The sequence below is a fragment of the Nocardioides sp. cx-173 genome, assembly GCF_021117365.1.
Taxonomy (GTDB): Bacteria; Actinomycetota; Actinomycetes; order Propionibacteriales; family Nocardioidaceae; genus Nocardioides.
The window spans coordinates 3,480,953-3,495,646 of the sequence record NZ_CP088262.1; the positions used below are offsets into that span (position 1 = coordinate 3,480,953).

At 70.9% G+C, this 14,694-nt stretch carries 16 protein-coding genes and 1 other RNA gene; 3 read left to right on the forward strand and 14 right to left on the reverse strand.

Going from position 1 to position 14,694, the window contains the following annotated elements:
• Positions 1–15 precede the first annotated feature (15 nt).
• Positions 16–804 carry a DUF5995 family protein gene (locus LQ940_RS17030; protein WP_231244733.1) on the forward strand — a complete coding sequence of 263 codons (789 nt, stop codon included), beginning with the start codon at positions 16–18 and terminating at the stop codon, positions 802–804.
• 9 nt (positions 805–813) lie between these two features.
• Here the strand turns inward: LQ940_RS17030 and LQ940_RS17035 are convergent, their stop codons facing one another.
• Positions 814–1,173, reverse strand: coding sequence for an ArsR/SmtB family transcription factor (locus LQ940_RS17035; RefSeq protein ID WP_231244732.1), 360 nt, complete (start codon positions 1,171–1,173; stop codon positions 814–816).
• Positions 1,174–1,265: 92 nt separating this feature from the next.
• Between LQ940_RS17035 and arsM the strand changes: the two genes are divergently transcribed.
• Positions 1,266–2,093, forward strand: coding sequence for an arsenite methyltransferase (arsM, locus tag LQ940_RS17040; protein ID WP_231244731.1), 828 nt, complete (start codon positions 1,266–1,268; stop codon positions 2,091–2,093).
• 62 nt (positions 2,094–2,155) lie between these two features.
• Here arsM and LQ940_RS17045 read toward each other — a convergent pair whose 3' ends face one another.
• From LQ940_RS17045 to ftsE, 12 genes are all read right to left on the reverse strand, one after another.
• Complete coding sequence (locus tag LQ940_RS17045) at positions 2,156–3,190, reverse strand: hypothetical protein (RefSeq protein WP_231244730.1); 1,035 nt, start codon at positions 3,188–3,190, stop codon at positions 2,156–2,158.
• A 111-nt stretch (positions 3,191–3,301) separates the two neighbouring features.
• Complete coding sequence (locus LQ940_RS17050; protein ID WP_231244729.1) at positions 3,302–4,384, reverse strand: ABC transporter permease; 1,083 nt, start codon at positions 4,382–4,384, stop codon at positions 3,302–3,304.
• Positions 4,385–4,578: 194 nt separating this feature from the next.
• Positions 4,579–5,043, reverse strand: a complete 465-nt coding sequence (locus LQ940_RS17055; RefSeq protein WP_231244728.1) for a GNAT family N-acetyltransferase — start codon at positions 5,041–5,043, stop codon at positions 4,579–4,581.
• 87 nt (positions 5,044–5,130) lie between these two features.
• Positions 5,131–5,352: a hypothetical protein gene (locus LQ940_RS17060; protein WP_231244727.1), complete on the reverse strand. Its 222-nt coding sequence runs from the start codon at positions 5,350–5,352 to the stop codon at positions 5,131–5,133.
• 181 nt (positions 5,353–5,533) lie between these two features.
• Positions 5,534–5,904: a transfer-messenger RNA gene (ssrA, locus tag LQ940_RS17065) on the reverse strand.
• 62 nt (positions 5,905–5,966) lie between these two features.
• Positions 5,967–6,473, reverse strand: a complete 507-nt coding sequence (locus LQ940_RS17070; RefSeq protein ID WP_231244726.1) for a hypothetical protein — start codon at positions 6,471–6,473, stop codon at positions 5,967–5,969.
• A gap of 82 nt (positions 6,474–6,555) precedes the next feature.
• Entirely contained in the window at positions 6,556–7,782 is a 1,227-nt protein-coding gene (locus LQ940_RS17075; protein ID WP_231244725.1) for an HNH endonuclease signature motif containing protein, read from the reverse strand.
• 579 nt (positions 7,783–8,361) lie between these two features.
• Positions 8,362–9,255, reverse strand: a complete 894-nt coding sequence (locus tag LQ940_RS17080) for an amidohydrolase family protein (protein ID WP_231244724.1) — start codon at positions 9,253–9,255, stop codon at positions 8,362–8,364.
• A 16-nt stretch (positions 9,256–9,271) separates the two neighbouring features.
• The gene (gene smpB, locus LQ940_RS17085; RefSeq protein ID WP_231244723.1) at positions 9,272–9,751 is read right to left on the reverse strand and encodes an SsrA-binding protein SmpB; all 480 of its coding nucleotides are present in this window, start codon (positions 9,749–9,751) and stop codon (positions 9,272–9,274) included.
• 37 nt (positions 9,752–9,788) lie between these two features.
• Positions 9,789–11,057, reverse strand: a complete 1,269-nt coding sequence (locus LQ940_RS17090; protein ID WP_231244722.1) for a peptidoglycan DD-metalloendopeptidase family protein — start codon at positions 11,055–11,057, stop codon at positions 9,789–9,791.
• A 55-nt stretch (positions 11,058–11,112) separates the two neighbouring features.
• Positions 11,113–12,024 carry a permease-like cell division protein FtsX gene (gene ftsX, locus LQ940_RS17095; RefSeq protein WP_231244721.1) on the reverse strand — a complete coding sequence of 304 codons (912 nt, stop codon included), beginning with the start codon at positions 12,022–12,024 and terminating at the stop codon, positions 11,113–11,115.
• A gap of 2 nt (positions 12,025–12,026) precedes the next feature.
• Complete coding sequence (ftsE, locus tag LQ940_RS17100; RefSeq protein ID WP_231244720.1) at positions 12,027–12,719, reverse strand: cell division ATP-binding protein FtsE; 693 nt, start codon at positions 12,717–12,719, stop codon at positions 12,027–12,029.
• 114 nt (positions 12,720–12,833) lie between these two features.
• Here ftsE and LQ940_RS17105 point away from each other — a divergent pair, with 114 nt between their 5' ends.
• Positions 12,834–13,466, forward strand: a complete 633-nt coding sequence (locus LQ940_RS17105) for a hypothetical protein (RefSeq protein ID WP_231244719.1) — start codon at positions 12,834–12,836, stop codon at positions 13,464–13,466.
• Here the strand turns inward: LQ940_RS17105 and prfB are convergent.
• Complete coding sequence (gene prfB, locus LQ940_RS17110) at positions 13,463–14,581, reverse strand: peptide chain release factor 2 (RefSeq protein WP_231244718.1); 1,119 nt, start codon at positions 14,579–14,581, stop codon at positions 13,463–13,465. The genes LQ940_RS17105 and prfB overlap by 4 nt on opposite strands.
• Positions 14,582–14,694 lie beyond the last annotated feature (113 nt).

Genomic DNA, 14,694 nt, shown 5'->3' on the forward strand with positions numbered 1-14,694 from the left:
TGCGAGAGTCGCCCGATGCAGGCACAGACCATCGACGACGTGATCCTCCGCCTCGAGGCGATCATCAAGGACGCCGAGGCACGCGACGACCGGATCGGCTACTTCGCCGCGCTGTACAACCGGGTCACGATCGCCGTACGCGAGGGCGTGCGCGCCGGGGAGTTCGACGACGGGCCGCGGATGGAGCGTCTGGACGTGGCGTTCGCCAACCGCTTCCTCGACGCCTACGACGCATGGCGCGCCGGCCAGCTGCCGAGCCGCGCCTGGCTCAAGGCCTTCGAGGTGGCGTCGAGCTCACGGCCCGTGGTCCTGCAGCACCTCCTGGTCGGCATGAACGCCCACATCGCCCTCGACCTGGGGGTCGCGGCCGCGCAGACCTGCCCCGGGGCCGACCTGCCGGCGCTGAAGGACGACTTCGGCCGCATCAACGACGTCCTGGCCGGCCTCACCCCGGTCGTGGAGGCCGAGCTCGGCGAGGACAGCCCGGAGTTCGCGCTGCTGACGCACATCATGCCCGCGCGCGAGCAGCGGATCTTCGGCTTCGGCATGGACCGGGCCCGCGAGCTGGCATGGGGCTTCGCCTGCACCCTCGCGCCGCTCCCCCTGCACGAGCAGCCGGCCCTCATGGCGCACCGCGACCACGAGGTGTCGCTGGTCGCGGACGTCATCCTCGGCAACGGGGTCCTCGCGCACGTGCTGCGCCACGGCGAGAGCACCGATGTGGCCGCCAACATCAGAGCCCTGGCGGCCGGCGAGTTCACCCAGACCGTGACCGCGGCACACCTCGCGGGCGCCGCGTCCTAGCTGGACCCGTCAGGGCTTGAGCGCGTCGCTGAGGGCGCTCAGGGTGTCCTCGACGAGGCGGTAGAACGCCCAGCGTCCGCGCTGCTCACGCACGACCAGCCCGGCATCGACCAGCTGCTTCATGTGGTGGGACACGGTCGGCTGCGACAGCCCCACCGGCTCGGTGAGATCGCAGATGCAGGCCTCGAGATCAGGCTGGGCCGCGATCAGCGACAACAGGCGGACCCGCGTCGGGTCACCCAGTGCCTTGAACATGCGCGCCAGCCGCTGCGACTCCGCCGCGTCCAGCACGCCTCCGGTGACCATCGAGCAGCATGCCGCCGCCGCGGTCGTCGCGTCCAGGACGGGCGGAGCTGTGCGCGTGGCCATGGCCCCATCCTGCCAGACATATTGACAACCGTCGATTGATAGACAACTCTCGATACATCGAAGCCTATCGATGCCCAACGAGGAGCGACACCATGACCACCAGCAGCCCGCAGACCGCCGGACAGACCCCCGACCAGGTGCGTGAGGAGGTCCGCAGTCGCTACGCCCAAGCCGCCACCGCGGTCGTCGGCGGCGCCGGCAATGCTGCCCTCAACGACCAGCTGCAGACCGTAGACGACAGCTGCGGGACCTCCTCGTGCTGCGGTGGCGAGGGGACCGTCGACGATGCGTTCGGAGCGGAGCTGTACGGCAGCGACGACCAGGCTGCACTGCCGGCCGAGGCGGTCGCGGCCAGCCTCGGCTGTGGCAACCCGACCGCCGTCGCGGACCTGCGCGCCGGCGAGCGCGTGCTCGACCTCGGCTCCGGCGGCGGCATCGACGTGCTGCTCTCCGCGCGCCGCGTCGGGCCGACCGGCTTCGCCTACGGCGTCGACATGACCGAGGAGATGCTCGACCTGGCTCGCGCCAACGCCACCAAGGCCGGAGCGACGAACGTGGAGTTCCTCAAGGGCACCATCGAGGACGTCCCACTGCCCGACGCGTCGGTCGACGTGGTCATCTCCAACTGCGTCATCAACCTCTCGGTCGACAAGCCGAAGGTCATCTCCGAGATCTACCGCGTCCTGACCCCCGGCGGGCGGATCGGCATCTCCGACGTCGTCGCCGAGGACCACCTCACCCCCGAGGACCGGGCCGAGCGGGGCTCCTACGTCGGCTGCATCGCCGGCGCCCTCTCCCGCGCCGAGTACCTCGCGGGTCTGAGCGCCGCCGGGTTCGTCGACGCCGAGGTCGAGTTCACCCACGAGGCCGTCCCCGGCATGCACGGTGCGATCATCCGCGCCAGCAAGCCGTCGGCATGACGTCATCCAGCTGAGCTCCGCGGATATCGCGCCTCAGCCGACGACCGACGGACCCCGGCGCCTCACGGCGCGGACGGGTCGACGCCGAGGTTGACCTCGCGCTCGTCGTCGATGGTCCGCTCGCACCTCCCGTCGAGGTCGCAGCGGACGACCGTCGAGACGAAGACCGGCTCGCCGCGGGCGTCGTCGGCCACACCCACGCTCACCTCGGCGAGCACGTGCCGATCGTCCTCGAAGTAGGGCGCGGACTCCATGTCGACCCAGGCGGTGCACCGCCGTGGACGGCCGGTGCACCGCGAGAAGATCTCCTGGAAGTCGGCGAGCTCGGGAGCGAGCGCGAAGGGGACCCGGGCCACGACCCGCCTGTCCGCCACGGTCCTGACCTCCAGGACGGAGCGGTCGCTATCGCCCGCGCTGCCCTCGAAGCCGATCGAGACCCGATGCAGGCCGTCCGGGGAGAGTGCACCGGGGTCGGCCGGCAGCTCGGACCTGCCGTAGAGCACGTCGAGCACTGCCTGGTCGGCGGGCTCGAGGCCGGCCGGCTCCTCCTCCGACGTCAGCTCCCGCAGCTCCTCCCCGGTGCGCGCGTCGATCTCCCAGACGACTCCCCGCCCGGTCCCGCGGTCGGAGAAGGTGACCCAGAGGTGACCGGTCTGCTCGACCAGGATCGGTGAGTAGTCGTAGGACTCGTACCCGCCCCTGCCCAGCCGCTGCGCGCGTCCGGACTCGTCGACGGCCCAGAAGTGGGTGCCGACCTCGTCGGGGACGCCGCCGGCCACCACGACCCGGCCGTCGACGGTGCCCATGATCTGCACGCTCGTCCCCGGTAGGTCCGTCTGGAGCGGGCGGCCGTCCAGGACGAGGGTGGTGCCGATGGCGTGGTCGATCGCCGGCGGCTCACCCAGTGGCAGCACGAACGGATCGATGACGCCGTCGGGCAGCGGAGCGGACTCCGGCGTGAACGCCGTCTTCGAGGGGGGCGCGGACGGGTCGTCGTTGGAGGCGCCGCCCTCCCCGCAGGCCGCGAGGACACCCGCGAGGGCGGTGACCGTGACGATGACGAGGGCCGGCCGCCGCGGATGCGTGGTGTGCGACATGGGCTCTCCTCGCGACAGGGGAAGGTGAGCGACGACGGCCTGCCTCATCTTCAGACGCGCCACAGCGCCCCGAGGTTGCCTCCAGCGCGAGATGCGTTGCCGACGTACCGACTAGGCGCTCATCAGGAGCTCCGGGCGCCGGCCCCGCCCGGAGACGAGCAGCGTGAGGACGATGCCCGCCACCGCGTACGCCGCGAGGACCAGGAGCGGCCGGGTCATCGCATCGGAGTCGAAGTAGACGATCTGGCGAACCCCGTCCACGCCGGCGCCGGTCGGGATCCAGTCGCCGACCACCCGCCAGAAGGTGGGCATCACCCCCGCCTGGAACGCCCCGCCCGCGCTCGGGTTGCCGATGATCACGATCAGCAGCAGCGTCACCCCGATCCCGATCACCCCGAAGAGCGCCTCGAGCCCGATCGCCAGCGCGGCGATGGAGAACGACACCGCGGTCCCGAGCAGGCCGAGCTGCCAGAGGTGGCCGGTCTGGGCGTCCAGCAGCGGGCCGACGATCAGCGCGCCACCGAACCCGGAGGCCAGGGCGTACGGCACCAGCGCGGCCAGCCGGAGCGCCGCCATGCGTATCGACCGGGGCCGGTCCCCGCGCGCCAGCGCGACCACCGTGGGGAACAGATAGGCGCCGACCGCCCAGCCGACCACGAGGTAGAAGCCGGTGAGCCCGCGGGCGTCGCCGCTCTGCAGCGGCACCAGGTCCTCCTTCTCCAGCGTCCGCTGCTGCTCCCCGACCACCTTGGTGAGGACCTCCGTCGCGGCCTCCTCCAACGAGGTACCGCCGCCGGAGGCGACCAGCAGCAGGTCGCTGCTCTGGTCCGGGCGCAGCACCAGGGCCGCGACCTCGTCCCCGTCGCGGACGTCCTCGCGGGCATCCGACTCCGAGTCGGCGAGCGAGGCGTCCAGGGGGTCCCCGGAGAGCCGGTTGAGCTCGTCGACCAGCTGCTGGGCCTGGCTGCCGCCCCCCGGGGGCGCGACCACCTTCACCTCGAGCTGGTGCGGCGTGGGGTCATGGAACGCGGCGACGTAGCTGAAGATGAACGCGAACTGCAGGAACAGCACGCCCAGGACCCAGGCCACGGCCCGGATCATCGAGCCCCGTGGGTCGATCGCCAGGGACGGCGGAGCCGCACCGGTGGCGGGACCGGGCCGCTCGGGGTCCTGCGAGGTCCGTTGGGCTGTCATGGCGTCTCCCTTGCCGTTGCGCGGGCTGCGCGACCGTGGCGCGGATGCCGTACGGCGAAAGCAGCTGCCGGTGCCCGAGCGCCCTTGCCGTCGACTGTAGGGCGGCTCCCGCCGCGTGACACCTGTCCAAAGACCCGGGCAAAGTGCCCGGATTCGCAGCACCGTCAGGTATGGCTAGCCCGGCCGATCCCGGCTCAGAGCTCCTTGCGGAAGTGCACGTCGGAAGCCCCCGGGACCGGCACGTCCTCCCAACGGAAGATCTCGCGGTACCCCTGTCGCTCGTAGAAGCCCGGCGCCTGGAACGTGAACGAGGTGACGAAGACGTGGGTGCATCCCCGTGCGCGAGCCGCGGCCTCGAACTCGGCCAGCAGCCTGGCGCCGAGACCCTCACCACGGGTGCCGTCACGCACCCAGGTCATCGCGATACCGGCAGCGACGCCCCAGGTCCAGCCGCTCATGCCCGCTGCCAGCTCGCCGGCTTCGTCCTCGATGCGGACCGTCAGCTCCTGCGCCGGAGCAGTTCCACGGGTCGCCTCCGCATTCACCTTGTCCAGCTCGTCCGACAGCGTCTGGTCGAGCTCGGCGTCGGCCCCGCCGACCCTCGAGCGGTACCGGCGATCGGCACCCATCGGGCTGGTCGTCCCCTCTGTCTCCGTCATGACGCGGATCGTGCCACAAACACCCGCCACGGCGTTCGCGCCGGCCAAGTGCGCGAGCGAGGGCAGCGGAGGTCGCAACACGGCCGTTCAGCGCCTGTTGCGGGGATGCTGGCGAGCCACCCGCTCGTTGCCGTGCCGGTAGTTCCCGGTCCACCGGGCCATGGCCAGCTGGGGATCGTCCTCGACCTCGGCGAGGAACTCCGCGGCGCGGCCGCCTCGCAGCTTCGCCGCCACTCGGCCGTGGTGCGTGATGACCACGCTTCCGTCGGCGCGGCGGACGTACTCGAATCCCTCCGGAGAACCACCCACGCGCTGGATGCTAGTCCTTCGCCGGGTCGTTTCTCACAGGCGTAAGGACAGTCATGACGAGAGCCGGCCTGACAATGTCAGGCCGGCTCTCGCTCAAGAGGGCTGGCTCTCGATGGGGTGACCCACCGGGACCGGCAATTCTGCGAAGTCTTCGCCCTTATTCTGCGAAGACCCCTGTGTTGTGTGGAGCTGGCGGGAATCGAACCCGCGTCCTCGAGCGTCGAACCAGGTCTTCTCCGGGTGCAGTTCGTGATGTCGCTTTTCTCGGCCCCGGGGCTCGCACGAACACGTCCCCGACAGGCTCAGTCACGGAAAAGTCCCGCTCAACCTCCGCGACGCGGATTGAGCAGCAAGCCTCCTAGATGACGCCAGTACCCGGGACGGAGGCAGGTGCCCGGACTGACGCTTCGATCACTGCTCAGGCAGCGAGAGCGAAGGAACTGCGATTGGTGTTGGCAGTTATAGGTTTCCAACGATCGTTTACGAGATGACGTTGGCTCCTCGACCCGCTTCCCCTGGAACTAACGTCCCAAGTCGAAACCGATCAGCCCCTCTTGAGTTGTCTGTCCAGACTACCGGGTGCAACGCCGTGTCCGCAGCCGGGATTCCCGGTCTCATCCCACTCGAGCCCCGTGCGCCTGCACCGCGGCCAGGAACTGTGCGGCGTAGCCCGACTGGCGGAAGTCCTTCAAGGTGTTTGCCGACCAGCGGTTGATGTGCTCGCGGCTGACGTTGCACGCGACCTCACCCATCGGGCCGTGCAGGCGCACGCTCGCGACGGTGAACGGTCCGACCCCCTGGCGGCGTACCCACAGCTCGCGGCAGGAGACGCGCCACTGCGGCTCCGCGGCGCCGTCCGGGGTGAACGCCAGCCACCCCGCGTCGAGGGCCAGGGTGCCGTACGTCGAGCCGAGCGCGCCGCCCATGGCGCCGATCACCCCCGACCCGAGCACCTGCGCGTTCCAGGTGCTCGGCACCGGCGCGAAGCCGCCGCCCGGGGCGGGCGCCAGGACCGGGGCGGCGGGGCGAGATCGGGAGCGCGTGAGGACCACCACGAGGATCACGGCGAAGACGCCCGTGACGAGCAGCGGCAGGAGCGTGAGCAGGGCAAGCACCGACATGGCGCGATCCTGCCCTGCGGGCGGTTGGTCAACCCTCGGCGGTCGGTGCCGGGCGGGTTAGTCGTGACGCACGCGCCGTGGCTCACTCTCGCTTGGTGAAGGCGACCTTCCCGCCGGACAGGTGGGTCATCGAGTAGTTGGGGTGGTGGGCCAGGGTGTGGTGGCGTCGGCAGAGCAGGACGCCGTCGGTGACGGTGGTGTCACCGCCCTTGGACCAGGGGGTGAGGTGATGTGCCTGGCACCATGCCGAGGGGCGTTCGCAGCCCTGGGCGTAGCAGCCGCCGTGCTGCACGGCGAGCGCGATGCGTTGGGCCTTGGTGTGGAAGCGGGCCTTGCGTCCCAGGTCGAGGACCTGGGACCGGGTGCCGAGGACGGCGGGGATGACCCCGGCCTGGCAGGCCAGGGTCCGGGCCAGGGCGGGGCTGATCCGAGTCCCGGTGTCGAGCTGGGCCGCCTTCAGCCCACCCATCAGGGTCTCCAGGGTCATGGTGACCACCACGGTGGCGTCCAGGCCGCCGGAGTCCGGGAGCCGGTCGACCGGGTAGCGCTGCACGTACTCGATCAGGGCGAGCCCCATCCCGTGCGGGCCGGCCCCTTGACCCCCGACCTTCGGGTTGGCGATCGCGCCGAGCTGCTTGCGGAACCGGTCCGCGACATGGGTGGGGATCTGGAAGCGGCCGTAGGTGGTGCCATGGCCGTCGTCGTGCATCGTGAGCCGGGCCCTCTGCTCGGCCCGGCGTTCTTCGGCTTCGAGGGCCTTGGCCTCCTGGGCTTCGCCGACCTCGGGCGCGACGACGTCGAGGATCCGTCTGCCCAGGACCCGCAACGCTCTCGCGTCGTGGTGCTCGGCCTGGCCCAGCAGGTGGCCACGGGCCTCCGCACGGACCTCGGGCTGCACGTCCTCGGGCAGGGCATCGACGGCCTCGACGATGACCTGGGCCTGGTCGGTGAGGATCACCCCTGCCGCGAGCGCGGCGGCGACGCTGTCGTGGCGCTCCAACGCTTTGGCGAGCTTCATCGCTGCGGCGGTGGCGCGTTGGGTCTGGTGGGTGGTGTGGGCCCAGTAGACCGCGGTCGAGGTCGCGCCGGTCTCGACGCCGGCCTGGGTGGTGTCGGCGTGTGCGGCCAGGCGCAGCGTGAGCTCGTCGGCCTGGGCGCGCAGCCGGGTCGCGTCAGCCAGCGCCTGGGCGGTCTCGGTGGGGGTCATCGACCACACCGGGGTCTGGTTGAGGTCGGCGACTTGGGTGCGCAGCCGTGCCACTCCGGCGGCCACGGGGTGGCTCGCGGTGGGGGCGGCGGGGCTGCTCATAGGACTACTCAAGCAGGTGCCACCGACAGTGGGTGGGTTGAGAATCCCCTTTATCCACAGGGCATTCTCGCTCCTCGGTGGTCGAGGTGCGAAGGCGTGCAACGCCTGAGCCTCGAGACCCGGTGACGTGACTGGCGACCTGACCGCCGTACCCCAAGGCTGCTTCTCGGCTCACCGGGTCTCGAGGCTCGTCGCTGGCGCTCCTCGCACCTCGACCACCGAAAGCCCTCGGTGGTCGAGGTGCGAAGGCGTGCAACGCCTGAGCCTCGAGACCTGGTGACGTGACTGGCGACCGCTGGCGCTCCTCACACCTCGACCACCGAGACGGCGCGGGCTCCTCGGTGGTCGAGGCGTGAAGGCGCGCAACGCCTAGCCTCGAGACCCGAGGCTGCTTGTCCACTCACCGGGTCTCGAGGCTCGTCGCTGACGCTCCTCGCACCTCGACCACCGAAAGCCCTCGGTGGTCGAGGTGCGAAGGCGCCCTGGCGCCTGAGCCTCGAGACCCCCGCGACCTGACCGCCGTACCCCGAGGCTGCTCCTCGGCACACCGGGTCTCGCACCTCGACCGCCGGAGCTGGGTCAGCGGGCGAAGAGGCGGGTGGCGTTGTGCCAGCAGACGTCGCGGAGCCAGGCGTCGCCGAGGTCGAGGCGGGCGAGGCCGGCGAGCTGCTCGGCGTAGGGGTAGGGGATGGTCGGGAAGTCGGTGCCGAGCAGGACCTTGGGCTGGGCGTCGCGCAGGCGTGGGACGAGGTCGGGTGGGTAGGCGCCGAAGAACTCGGTGAAGACCATGGTGGTGTCCAGGTGGACGCGCTCGTAGGTCTCGGCGAGGACCAGGAACTCCGCGCACTCCGGAGCGCCCATGTGCGCCACGATCGCGGTCAGGCGAGGGAAGCGCTCGAGCACCCGGCGCAGGGGGTCGGGGCCGGTGAAGGCGTTGCCGACCGGGCCGGAGCCGGCGTGGATGACGACCGGCGTGCCGGCGTCCTCGAGGGTGCCCCACACCGGGTCGAGGAGCGGGTCGTCGAGGTGGAACTCCCCCACCTGGACGTGCACCTTGAAGACCTCGACGCCGTCCGCGACCAGGTCGGCGACGTACGACGGCGCCTCGGGCTCGGGGTAGAACGTCGCCGAGCGCAGGACCTCCGGCACCCCGGCGGCGAAGTCGCGTGACCAGTCGTTGAGGTAGCCCGCGACGCCCGGCTTGTGGGCGTAGGGCAGCGTCGAGAAGCGGCGTACGCCGAAGCCGCGCAGGATCTCGACCCGCTCCTCGTGCGAGACGCGGTAGCGGATCGGCCACTCGCGGCCGATCTTGTCGCCGGCGGCGTCGAAGACGGCGTAGACCGCGCGCTGGATGTTGGGCGGCAGGAAGTGGACGTGGACGTCGAACAGGCCCGGGAGGCCCAGCCCCTCCCAGAAGGCGCGTACGGCGGTCGTGTCGCGGTGGGGTGGTTTCGAGGCTCGCTCCGCTCGCACCTCGACCACCGCGGGCTCAGTCCTGCATGCCCTTGAGCCGGCGGCCGACGGCCTGCTCGACCTCGCGGGTGGCCTGGCGCTCGGCGAGGGAGTGCCGCTTGTCCCAGGTCTTCTTGCCCTTGGCCAGGCCGATCTCGATCTTGGCGCGGCCGTCGACGAAGTACAGCGACAGCGGGATGACCGTGAGGCCCTTCTCGTTGACGCGGCGCTCGATCTTGTCGATCTCGACCCGGTTGAGCAGCAGCTTGCGCTTGCGGCGGGCGGCGTGGTTGGTCCAGGTCCCCTGGGTGTACTCCGGGATGTGGACGCCGTGCAGCCACGCCTCGCGGTTGTCGATGTCCACGAACCCGTCGACCAGCGAGGCGCGACCCATCCGCAGCGACTTCACCTCGGTGCCCTGGAGGACCATGCCGGCCTCGAAGGTGTCCTCGATGTGGTAGTCGTGGCGCGCCTTCTTGTTCTGCGCGACGATCTTGCGCCCCTGCTCCTTCGGCATCTGGTCAGTCTCTCAGGGCCGGTCAATCCGATTGACGTCAGAGGTACTTCATCGGGTCGACCGGGTCGCCGTTGACCAGGATCGTGAAGTGCAGGTGGCAGCCGGTCGACCAGCCGGTGGAGCCGGCGTACCCGACGACCTCGCCGCTCCTGACCCGCTGACCCTCGGAGGCGCGGTAGCCGGACAGGTGGTTGTAGACGGCGGTGAGGTTCTTGCCGTTGTAGTTGCCCAGGTTGAGGTAGAGCCGGTTGCCGTAGACCGAGGAGTAGTAGGTGTCCATCACGGTGCCGCCGGCGACGGCGAGCATGGACTGGCCGCAGGCGACGCCGAAGTCGGTGCCGTCGTGCAGGCCGTAGTAGCCGTAGATCGGGTGGGTGCGGTAGCCGAACGGCGAGGTGACGTAGCCGCTGCTGGTGGGGGGCCGCAGCACGCCGTCGGTCGCCCCGCTGTAGCCGCCCTTTCCGCCGCTCTGGGCGGCCGCGGCGAGGATCTGCTGCTTGATGCGGGCCTCGCGCTTGCGCAGCTCGCGCAGCACCTGGCGGTCGTGGGCGCGAGCGCTCAGGGCCTCGTCGCGCGCCTTGCGGTTGCTCCTCAGCAGGCCGAGGACGCTGGCCCGGGCGACGCGCGCCTGCTCCGCCAGCTGACCGACGGCGGCGAGGTTGGCGGCGGCGTCGGCGCGCTTGGTCTCCATGTCCAGCTTGGCCGCCTCGACCCGGTCCTCGCGGGCCTGCAGGACGATCTCGGCCGCGTGCAGGCCGGCGTACGCGCGGTCCTGTCGACCGACGATCGCGTCGGTGGCGCCCATCTGGCGCACGACGTCCTCGGGGGTCTTGGCGGCCATCAGCGAGGCGAAGGCGAGCAGGCGCGGGTCGCCGCTCTCGTAGATGTCGTTGACGGTGTTGACGACCTCGACCCGCTGGGCCGCGAGCGCCTCCCGGCCGTCCCGTAGGTCCTGGCGGGCCTGCGCGAGCGCCTCCTGGGCCGCGACCAGCTTGAGCTGCATCTCGGCGTCCTTGGCGCGCGCCTCGGCCAGGCGGACGCGGACCCCGTCCAGGTGGCTCTTGGCCGCGGTCAGGCGCACGCGTACGGCGTTGAGCCGTGCGGTGGTCCGCTGGACCTGCTTGCTGGTCTCGCCGAGATCGTCGTGGGCCTGCTCGATCTGCTGCTCGACGTGCTTCTTTTTGTCCTTGAGCGGGTCGTGGGCGGAGGCGTTGGCCAGAGGAACCGCCGTCCCGCCCAGGGCGACGGCGGCGGCCACGGAGGCCACGACGACGCGCTGACGAGAGGCGCTGGGGAAGAAGCGCACAGGTATTGCCTTTGATGTTCGGGGAAGTGAACGATTCAACCGTAGGCGGCCGAGGTCAGACTTTGATGTATTTCCGGGTCAGTAGGAGTGTCGGCAGCACCGTGAGGACCGGGCCCAGGATCGCGATCACCGCGACGGCCACGCCGTACTCCGGCCAGCCGATCCACGGAATGAACGCCAGGTCGCCGCTGAGGCCGCCGATGATGCCCCACTTCACCAGCGCCGCGAGGGCTCCGGCGGCCAGCGCCACGCCCAGGAACGCCGTCACCAGCGCCTCCATGAGGAACGGCAGCGCGATGTAGAGCGTCGAGGCACCCACCAGGCGCATGATCCCGATCTCCTTGCGCCGCGCGAGCGCGGCGAGCCGGATCGTGTTGGCGACCAGCAGGAGCGCGGCGAACACCAGGAACCCGGCGATCGCCCACGAGGCGAACTTGATCCAGTCGATGGTGCTGAGGATCGGGCCCACGACCTCACGCAGGTCCTGCACGCCGGCGACCCCGGGCAGGCCGATGACCTGGCTCGTGATGCCCTCGTACTCGTCGGGGTCCTTCAGCGTGATCCAGATCGACTCGGCCATGTCGTCGGCCGTCAGCGCGGCGTCGGGTCCCTCGAACCGCTCGTCGCCGTAGAGGTCCTTGACCTTCTCGAAGGCCTCCTCCTTGGACTCGAGGTACCAGCTGTCGACCTCGGGGCTCTCCTCGACCACGTCCTCGATCGCCTGCTTCTGCGGGTCGGTGACCTCGGAGACGCAGGCGGGGTTGTCGTCGCCGTCGCGACACAGGTAGACGGTGATCTGGAGCTCGCTGCCCCACTGGTCCGCGGCGGCGACGGCCTGCTGGTTGAGCAGGGCGCCGAAGCCGACCAGGGTCAGTGACACGAAGAGGGTGAGGACGACCGCGATGTGCATGGAGACGTTGCGGCGCAGGCTCTGGCGGAGCTCGGTGAACGTGTGGCGCAGCTGCATGCTCAGACCGCCTCGGTGCCGTAGGAGCCGGTGGCCTCGTCCCGGGTGACCCGGCCGTGGTCGAGCTCGATGACGCGCTTCTGCATCTGGTCCACGACGGAGTTGTCGTGCGTGGCCATGAGCACGGTGGTGCCCGTGGCGTTGATGCGGTCGAGCAGGCTCATGATTCCGGCGGACGTGGTGGGGTCCAGGTTGCCGGTGGGCTCGTCGGCGATGAGGATCATCGGCCGGTTGACAAAGGCGCGGGCGATCGCGACGCGCTGCTGCTCGCCTCCCGACAGCTCGTCGGGGAGCCGGTCGCCCTTGTCCTGCAGGCCGACCAGCTCGAGGGTGCGCGGCACCACGTCGCGGATCTCGTCCCGGGGCTTGCCGATCACCTGCAGCGCGAAGGCGACGTTCTCAGCGACGGTCTTGCCGGAGAGCAGCCGGAAGTCCTGGAACACGGTCCCGATCTGACGGCGCAGCCGCGGCACCTTCCAGCTGGCGAGGCGGTTGACCTCCTTGCCGGCGACGTGGACGCGACCGGCGGTGGGGCGGGTCTCGCGGAGCACCAGCCGCAGGGCCGTCGACTTGCCGGACCCGGAGGCCCCCACGAGGAAGACGAACTCGCCCTTCTCGATGTTGATCGACACGTTGTCGAGGGCAGGCTTTCCCGGACCGGGATAGGTCTTGGTGACCTTCTCGAAGCGAATCACTGAATCGACAGTAGCCGAGCCGACGTGGGGTTTCCCGGACCCCCGCGCCCGGCCTCCGAGGGGTGTGGCGGAGGTCGCTCCCGCGGCGCGCGCCCCGATCCGTATCGTGGGCGCGTGTCCGTCCCCCGCGTCCTCGCGCTCGCACTCGGCGCGACGGCCCTCACCGTCGCGGTCGGCGTGGTCGTGGTCGGGGCTCCGGCGCAGGACGACGACGCCCCGACGACCGCGCCCAGCGTGCCGCTCACGGACTTCGACACCACGGGCCTGACCGCCGAGCGTGGGACGTTCTGCGACCGGGTGTCCGAGGAGGCCGTGCGCGAGGCCCTCGGCGCCGAGCCGGCCGACGAGACCTCGTACGGCAACGGCGAGCGCACCGACCTGACCGCCGGCGTCCGCGACGTGGCCCATGAGTACGGCTGCACCTGGAGCGCCGAGGACGGCACGGTGGCCCGGGCCTGGGTCTTCGCTCCCCCGGTCACGGCCGAGACCGCAGCCACGCTGGTCGCCGCCGCCCGCAAGACCAAGGGCTGCCGGGCCATCCCCGACGCCCCGGCGTACGGCGTGCCGTCGCTCGCCCTGCAGTGCGAGCGGGACGGCACGCGGCAGCAGTCCTACCGCGGGCTGTTCGGCGACGCCTGGCTCACCTGCGAGCTCTCGGCGCCGGCGGCCGTGGCGGCCGCCGCGCTGCAGGAGCGGACCGACCGCTGGTGCGTCGCCGTCGCGAGCGCGGCCGAGCGCCGCTCCTAGTTGGCCTCGGCCTTGTCGGTGCCGCGGCGCCAGCGGATGCCGGCCTCGAGGAAGCCGTCCAGGTCGCCGTCGAAGACCGCGGTCGGGTTGCCGACCTCGTAGCCGGTGCGCAGGTCCTTGACCACCTGGTAGGGGTTGAGCACGTAGTTGCGCATCTGGTCGCCCCAGCTGGCCTGCACGTCGCCGCGCAGCCCGTCGAGGTGGGCCTTCTCCTCGGCCTTCTTGAGGGCGAGCAGCTTGGCCTTCAGCACCACCATGGCGCTGGCCTTGTTCTGCAGCTGGCTCTTCTCGTTCTGGCAGGAGACCACCGTGCCGGTGGGGATGTGGGTCAGGCGCACCGCGGAGTCGGTGGTGTTGACCGACTGGCCGCCCGGGCCTCCGGAGCGGTAGACGTCGACGCGGATCTCCTCGTCGGGCACGTCGATCTCGTCGGTCTGCTCCAGCACGGGGACCACCTCGACCGCGGCGAAGCTGGTCTGGCGTCGGCCCTGGTTGTCGAAGGGGCTGATCCGCACGAGCCGGTGGGTGCCGGCCTCGACGCTGAGCGTGCCGTAGGCGTACGGCGCATGGATCGCGAAGGTGGCCGACTTCAGGCCGGCCTCCTCGGCGTAGGAGGTCTCGTAGACCTCCACCGGGTAGTCGTGCTGCTCGGCCCAGCGGACGTACATGCGCATGAGGGTCTCGGCGAAGTCGGCCGCGTCGACGCCGCCGGCGCCCGCGCGGATGCTCACCAGCGCCTCGCGGGGGTCGTACTCGCCGTTGAGCAGCGTGCGGACCTCGAGCCGCTCGACGGCCTGCTTGATCCGGCCGAGCTCCCGCTCGGCGTCGGCGAGCGAGTCGTCGTCGCCCTCCTCGGTGGCCAGCTCGACCATGATCTCGAGGTCCTCGATCCGGCTCTGGAGCGCCGCGAAGCGGTCGACCTCGCCCTGCAGCGCGGAGAGCCGCCCGGTCACGCGGGTCGCGTTGGCCTGGTCGTCCCAGAGGTCCGGGGCGGCCACCTGCTCGCCCAGGTCGGCGATCTCGGTGCGCATGTTGTCGATGTCGAGCACCTGCTCGATGGTGTGCATCGTCGCCTGGAGCTGCTTGATCTCGGAGTCGTAATCGGGTCCTGCCACGATGAGCAACATTACGTCACGGGTGCGCAGGGTCTCGACACGCTCGCTCCGGCCGCGGCTCGGCCCTCGTGGGCCTCGGGCTGTCCACGGGTGACGCGCGGCACAACGGCGAC

Bases quoted from the DNA above. Each gene is read 5' to 3' on its own strand.
- LQ940_RS17030 (WP_231244733.1), top strand. From the start codon at position 16: ATGCAGGCACAGACCATCGACGACGTGATCCTCCGCCTCGAGGCGATC.
- LQ940_RS17035 (WP_231244732.1), bottom strand. From the start codon at position 1,173: ATGGCCACGCGCACAGCTCCGCCCGTCCTGGACGCGACGACCGCGGCG.
- arsM (WP_231244731.1), top strand. From the start codon at position 1,266: ATGACCACCAGCAGCCCGCAGACCGCCGGACAGACCCCCGACCAGGTG.
- LQ940_RS17045 (WP_231244730.1), bottom strand. From the start codon at position 3,190: ATGTCGCACACCACGCATCCGCGGCGGCCGGCCCTCGTCATCGTCACG.
- LQ940_RS17050 (WP_231244729.1), bottom strand. From the start codon at position 4,384: ATGACAGCCCAACGGACCTCGCAGGACCCCGAGCGGCCCGGTCCCGCC.
- LQ940_RS17055 (WP_231244728.1), bottom strand. From the start codon at position 5,043: ATGACGGAGACAGAGGGGACGACCAGCCCGATGGGTGCCGATCGCCGG.
- LQ940_RS17070 (WP_231244726.1), bottom strand. From the start codon at position 6,473: ATGTCGGTGCTTGCCCTGCTCACGCTCCTGCCGCTGCTCGTCACGGGC.
- LQ940_RS17075 (WP_231244725.1), bottom strand. From the start codon at position 7,782: ATGAGCAGCCCCGCCGCCCCCACCGCGAGCCACCCCGTGGCCGCCGGA.
- smpB (WP_231244723.1), bottom strand. From the start codon at position 9,751: ATGCCGAAGGAGCAGGGGCGCAAGATCGTCGCGCAGAACAAGAAGGCG.
- ftsX (WP_231244721.1), bottom strand. From the start codon at position 12,024: ATGCAGCTGCGCCACACGTTCACCGAGCTCCGCCAGAGCCTGCGCCGC.